Consider the following 6,470-nt stretch of genomic DNA (forward strand, 5'->3'; position numbering starts at 1 on the left):
AGGGCGGCACAGCACCCCGCCTCGCAGACACCTCTCTCGAACGCTCACCCCTTCGAAGTAACTCCTTCGAAGTCACCCTTCGCGGTCACGGTCGCCGCATCGGCCGACTCAGGCCTGAGGCCCGGCTCACGCTGGGGCCAGACTCATGCCTGGGGCCCGACTCACGCCTGGGGCCTGACTCACGCCTGAGGCCGGGACCGCAACCCCTCCAGCAGGATGTCCAGCAGCCGCGCCGAGGCCGCCGCCTGCTGCGCCGCATCCGGCAGCGAGGGCGCCGCCGTCGCGATCACCAGCAGGACGTCCGACACCGACACGTCGGCCCGCAGCTCGCCCGCCGCGCGCGCCCGCTCCACGAGCTGGCCCACCACGTCGAGCAGCGCCGCAGCGCCCGCGTCGTCCACCGGGTCGACCGGAACCGCCGGAGGATGCTCGGGCACCAGCCGCAGTTCTCCGATGCCCGGCTGCATCCGCTGCTGCGGCACCCGGGCCTCGTCGGGCGACGTACCGTCCTCGGCGACCCCGACCCGCAGCACTTGCGGCGGCAGCAGCCGGCCCGCGCCGGAGGCCACAGAGGTGCGCAGGAAGCGCGAGAGCGCCGACCACGGCTCGTCCTCCTGACCGAGCGCCGCGCGTGCCTGGTCGGTCAGCCGGGAGGTCTCCTCCTCGGCTATCCGCCGGACCAGGACGTCCTTGCTCGGGAAGCGCCGGTACACCGTCCCGACGCCGACCCGCGCGCGTCGCGCCACGTCCTCCATCGGCGCGCCGTACCCCAGCTCGCCGAAGACCTCACGCGCCGCACGCAGCACGTGCTCCAGATTGCGCTGTGCGTCCACGCGCAGCGGCGTCGTACGGGACGCGTCCCCGCGTCCGTTGCTCGCAGCCGCGCTCATCGTGCCGCCCACTCCGCCACCCGGTGTGATGGTGGATGCGGAAGACCATCGAGAATCCTGAACATGCATAAGCGATCCCCCGGTAATGACGTCTCCCCCCGGAGACTCCCCGTCATTTCAAAGCCGGAGCGTCGCGGAACAAGCCCGGACAACGAGTCCGTTCCGTGTGACTCACGGACCCGATGAGCGCATCCCCCTACACCCCGTCGACACACGAACATAGTTGAGAGGGAGTCAATTCAGAAGGGGCAGGTTCCGCACGGAGCGCCCCTCGATCGGAGTACGAGTCGTTTACGTCCCGATTGCGCCACCTGTGATCCCCCGGCACGCACCCGCTGACCTGCGGATCTTCCCCGCACTCCGGCAATTCGGCCAAATCGTGGCGCCGACGATCTCCGGTCACACAAATGGTCGAGCCTGTGGACAAACGCAAGCGCCGGGTGCGTCATGGGATGGTGAAGGAACGTGCGCGCATTCTCGTTGTCGGCGGCGGCTACGTCGGGATGTACACGGCCCTGCGTCTCCAGCGGAGACTGCAACCGGAACTCGGCCGGGGCCAAGCCGAGATCACGGTTGTCACTCCCGACCCGTACATGACGTATCAGCCATTCCTCCCCGAAGCGGCGGCCGGCTTGATCTCCCCGCGCCATGTGGTCGTACCGCTGCGCCGCGTTCTGCCCCGGTGCCGGGTCATCATCGGCGAGGCCACCGCCATCGACCACGCCAAACGCACCGCGACCCTCACCACCCTCGCCTCCGAGGAGGAGGGCACGGGCAGCGAACAGCTCTCCTACGACGAGCTCGTCCTCGCCCCCGGCTCCATCGCGCGCACCCTCCCCATCCCCGGTCTCGCCGATCACGCCATCGGCTTCAAGACCGTCGAAGAGGCCATCGGCCTGCGCAACCACGTCATCGAGCAGATGGACATCGCCTCCTCCACCCGCGACCCCGCAATCCGCGACGCGGCCCTCACCTTCGTCTTCGTCGGCGGCGGCTACGCCGGCGTCGAGGCGCTCGGCGAACTCGAGGACATGGCCCGCTACGCCACGCGCTACTACCACAACGTCAGCCCCGAGGACATGAAGTGGATCCTCGTCGAGGCCTCGGACCGCATCCTGCCCGAGGTCGGCGAGGACATGGGCCGCTACACCGTCACCGAACTGCGCCGCCGCAACATCGACGTACGCCTGCACACCCGCCTGGAGTCCTGCGCGGACCGCGTCGCCGTCCTCAGCGACGGCGCCCGCTTCCCGACCCGTACGGTCGTCTGGACGGCCGGCGTCAAGCCGCACCCGATCCTCGCCGCGACCGACCTGCCACTTAATGAGCGCGGCAGGCTGAAGGGCACCCCCGAGCTGACGATCGAGGGCACCACGCACGCGTGGGCCGCAGGCGACGCCGCCGCAGTCCCCGACGTCACCGCAGCCGAACCCGGCACGGAGTGCGCCCCCAACGCGCAGCACGCCCTGCGCCAGGCCAAGGTGCTCGGCGACAACATCGCGCACACCTTGCGCGGCGAACCGCTGGAGACCTACGCCCACAAATACGCCGGTTCGGTCGCCTCCCTCGGATTCCACAAGGGTGTCGCACAGGTCTACGGGCGCAAGCTCAAGGGCTACCCTGCCTGGTTCATGCACCGCGTCTACCACCTCAGCAGGGTTCCGACCTTCAACCGCAAGGCCCGAGTCCTGGCCGAATGGACCCTCTCAGGGCTCTTCAAGAGGGAGGTCGTCTCCCTCGGTTCACTCGAACATCCCCGTGCGGAGTTCGAACTCGCGGCCGGTGGAAAGCATCCCCTCAACCCGGAAGACGACCCGAAGGGGTCGTCCTGACCGGACCCAGGAACTCCACCGACCGGGCAGGCGTCAGACGGGTGTCGGCCAGGTCGGCCGCACTGCCAGACTGATCCCCGAACCGATCCCGACCACAAGGCTCTCCCCACTGTGCCGCAACCCCGGGGCGTCACCCCACAGACCCCCGGCCGGGTCCGGAGCTGGCCGAAGACGACGACACGAGGCAAGGATTCGTGAACTTCACGCGCTGGAGCGCCCGGCTCCCCGGAACGCAGCGCCGCGCCGCAGCGCGGACCGAACCCGCGGCGGCGGTCGCCCAGGACCGCCGAGGAGAGGGCCCGGGCGCCGTACCCGCGGCCCGCGCCGAACACCTCACCGACGAGGCCAGGCCGATCCCCGCCGTGGACGAGCTGCCGGTCCGAGAGGTCCTGGACCGTGTCCCGGCCCTGGTCGCCCTCGTCCACGGCCCCGATCACCGCCTCGCGTACGTCAACGACACCTATGCCACGGCCTTCGGCGTACGCCCCCCGGGCGAACCGGCCCGCGAGGCCCTCCCCGAGCTCGCCGAACTGGGCCTGCTCCCGCTCCTCGACCAGGTCCTGCGCAGCGGCAAGCCCCGCACCCTCAAGTCCCGCAAGGCACCCGACGGCCGCTCCTACACCTTCACCTGCACGCCCGTGACCGAGGGAGACGGTGGAGTCCTCGTCTTCGCCACCGACGTCACCGACCACGCGGAAGCCGCCGAACGCCTCCGCGCCAGCGAACGCCGCCAACGCGAAACGGCCGTCACCCTCCAGCGCTCGCTCCTCCCGCAAGAGCTGGAGGAACCGGACGACCTGCGCATCGCCGCCACCTACCACCCGGGCGGCACCGAGGCCGCGGTGGGCGGCGACTGGTACGACGTGATCACCCTCGGCGGCGGCCGCACGGCCCTGGTCATCGGCGACGTCATGGGCAGAGGAGTCCGTGCAGCAGCGGTGATGGGCCAACTCCGTACGGCGGTGAGGGCCTACGCCCGCCTGGACCTCCCCCCGCACGAGGTGCTCCAGCTCCTGGACGGCCTGGCAACGGAAATCGACGCCAACCAGATCGCCACCTGCGTCTACGCCATCCACGACCCGAACGAGGGCCGCCTGATCTACGCGTCGGCCGGCCACCTCCCCATCCTCGTCCGGGACGAGAACGGCGCAGTCCAACGCGCCGACGAACCCACCGGCCCGCCCCTCGGCACGGGCGGCTGGATGCACGCGTCCGGCTCGATCCCCCTGAGCCCGGGCTCGACCGCGGTCCTCTACACCGACGGCCTGGTGGAACGCCGGGACGAGGACCTCGACGAGGGAATCGCCTCCCTGGAACGCGCCCTGGCCGGCGCGACGGGCACCCCCCAAGTTGTCTGCGACCGCCTCGTCCGAAGCGCAGGCGTCACAGCGGACCACGACGACGACGTGGCGGTCCTGGTCCTCCAGCACCCGGCCCGCACGGGCCCCGACGGCGACCTCTTCCGCAACGCCGCCCTGGAACTCCTCGGCGGCATCGAAGCGGCCCCCCGCGCGCGTGCTTTCGCCTCCGGCGTCCTGACCAGCTGGCGCTTCCCGCCCGACCTCCACGACCTGGGCGTCCTGGCGGCCAGCGAACTCGTCGCCAACTCCCTCCAGCACGGCACCCCGCCCATGCGCCTCCGCCTCCGCCGCACCGACCGCCGCCTGATCATCGAGGTGACGGACGGCGACGACCACCTCCCCAGACGCCGCCGAGCAGAGCCGGCCGACGAATCGGGCCGAGGAATCGCCATCGTCGCAACGATCGCCTCCGGCTGGGGCTCACGACGGACACCGGGCGGCGGCAAGGCGGTGTGGTGCGAGTTCGTACTGCCGAAGACGGCCTTGGACACACAGAGACCCTGAGCCCTAGAGCCGGTCCAGGCATTCCAGCCCGTCTGGGGGTGCCCCCTCTGGGGGCGTTTGAGGATGAGGCCCGTTCAGGGCCGACAGCGGGGGTCTGGGGGCGGCAGCCCCCAGGTACGGGACGGGTAGGGGCAGCGGGGGCGAAACCCTCAAGCGCGCGCCGGAGCCTGCTCCGCAGCCGACGCTGCCCCCTGCGCCACCACCCGACTCTTCCCCACCCACGGCCGATCCTGCACCGCACTCAGCTCCCGCCCCAACCGCACAGCGAGATAGGTGATCCCCAAAGAGAACAACAGAAACGTCACGACATACGGCCCATGCAGCGACGCCCCCATCGGCCCGCCCACAGCCGGCCCCACAGCCAACGCAAGCTGCTTGACCAGCGCAAACGCCGAGTTGTACTGCCCAGCCATCCCCTCCGGCGCCAGATCAGCCACCAGCGGAGCAACGGTCGGCGACAACATCGCCTCACCCAGCCCGAACAACGCATACGTAGAGATGAAGGCAGCCGTAGCCATCTCCTGGCTCCCGTGCCCCAGCCCGGCATACCCCGCCGCGAGCCACGCGACGGCCCAGATGAGCCCGACCGCCGCAATCACCCGCGACCGCCGCCGCCGCTCGACGAACTTCAGCACGACGAACTGAGCCACCACGATCATGGCGGTGTTGGCCGCAAGCGCGGTCCCGAGCGCCGACGTGGAAACCCCGGCCGCCTCGACCCCGTACGCACTGAGCCCCGACTCGAACTGCCCGTAGCAGGCGAAGAACAGCACGAAGCCCAGCACAGACAGCTGCACCATGGCCCGGTTCTGGAGCAACTGCTTCCAGCTCCCCTTGCCCGCCCCGGCCCCCGGCGCCCCCTCGATCCGCGGCGCCCGCGGCATCCGCACCGTCACCATCACCACGACGAGCAGCAGGAACATCGCCGCCTCGATCGAGAACAGCAGAGTGAAGGACGAGACACTCGAAGCGTCGACGAGGTGCCCACCGATGAGCCCGCCGACCCCCAGCCCCAGGTTCTGCAGGAAGAACTGCATCGCGAACGCCCGGGACCGGGTCTCCGCGGTGGAGCAGTCGACGATCATCGTCGCGAGCGCAGGCTGCATCACGGCCTGTCCCGCACCCAGTGCGGCCGCCGACAGCAATACGGATACGGCGCTCCCCGCGAGCCCCAGGCTCAGCGCCCCGAGCGCAGCGGTGACCAGGGCGGCGACCAACACCGGCATTGGGCCGCGCCGGACGATCGCCCGCCCGGCGAACGGCAGCACGACCAGCGCGGCGACGGCGAAGACGGCGAGGACCAGCCCCGCCGTCATGGCACCCAGTCCCCGCACCTGCGCCACATAGACGTACAGGTAGGGGACGGTGAAACCGAGCCCGAATGCGCTGAGTGCGTTGCCCACGTGGATCCGGCGCATCGCTGCGCCCATCGCCCTGGTCACGTTCACCTCTCTCGTATCTCTCAGATGCAGATCTGAAGACTTCGAACCTAAACTTCGAAGCTAAACTCTACACACCGAAGGACTTCAACGCCAAGCGAGCCCGTGCCATACTCGGCCCATGGGCGACACCCCGGACATCAGCGAACCGACACTCGAAGAACAGATCGCCGCCTACCAGCGCGAGTTCCAGGGCCTCGACCCGCAGGTGGAGAAGGTCGTCTCGGCGCTGTCCCGTCTGAACCGCCGCATGAACGTCGCCTATGGCCGCCAGACCGCCGCCCTCGGCATCAGCAACGCGGAGTGGGAGGTCCTCAAGGCCCTCGTCCTCTCCGGCGCCCCCTACTGCATGGGCCCCAGCGACCTCGCCAAGGGCCTCGGCCTCACCCCGGCCGCCATGACCCACCGCATCGATCGCATGGTCGCCGAGGGTCTGGTCACCCG

Annotated in this window: 5 protein-coding genes (1 of these 5 cut by a window edge); 3 read left to right on the top strand and 2 right to left on the bottom strand. The window is 70.2% G+C overall.

Going from position 1 to position 6,470, the window contains the following annotated elements; all coding sequences use genetic code 11:
• Window positions 1–179 precede the first annotated feature (179 nt).
• Window positions 180–959 (bottom strand): TetR/AcrR family transcriptional regulator, encoded by a 780-nt coding sequence (locus tag OHT51_RS22460; RefSeq protein ID WP_328880712.1) that lies wholly within the window; start codon window positions 957–959, stop codon window positions 180–182.
• A gap of 383 nt (window positions 960–1,342) precedes the next feature.
• On the opposite strand from OHT51_RS22460, the gene OHT51_RS22465 reads away from it, so the two are divergent.
• Window positions 1,343–2,722 carry an NAD(P)/FAD-dependent oxidoreductase gene (locus tag OHT51_RS22465; protein ID WP_328880713.1) on the top strand — a complete coding sequence of 460 codons (1,380 nt, stop codon included), beginning with the start codon at window positions 1,343–1,345 and terminating at the stop codon, window positions 2,720–2,722.
• A gap of 194 nt (window positions 2,723–2,916) precedes the next feature.
• The gene (locus OHT51_RS22470) at window positions 2,917–4,587 is read left to right on the top strand and encodes an ATP-binding SpoIIE family protein phosphatase (protein ID WP_328880714.1); all 1,671 of its coding nucleotides are present in this window, start codon (window positions 2,917–2,919) and stop codon (window positions 4,585–4,587) included.
• Window positions 4,588–4,736: 149 nt separating this feature from the next.
• Here OHT51_RS22470 and OHT51_RS22475 read toward each other — a convergent pair whose 3' ends face one another.
• On the bottom strand, window positions 4,737–6,017 hold the full coding sequence (locus tag OHT51_RS22475; protein ID WP_328884401.1) for an MFS transporter: 1,281 nt from the start codon (window positions 6,015–6,017) through the stop codon (window positions 4,737–4,739).
• A gap of 130 nt (window positions 6,018–6,147) precedes the next feature.
• Here OHT51_RS22475 and OHT51_RS22480 point away from each other — a divergent pair, with 130 nt between their 5' ends.
• Window positions 6,148–6,470: the 5' portion of a MarR family winged helix-turn-helix transcriptional regulator gene (locus OHT51_RS22480; RefSeq protein WP_328880715.1), read on the top strand. It continues 226 nt past the right edge of the window; 323 of the gene's 549 nt are visible here — the first part of the coding sequence; its start codon is at window positions 6,148–6,150; the stop codon falls past the right edge of the window.

It is taken from the genome of Streptomyces sp. NBC_00299, from assembly GCF_036173045.1.
GTDB lineage: Bacteria > Actinomycetota > Actinomycetes > Streptomycetales > Streptomycetaceae > Streptomyces > Streptomyces machairae.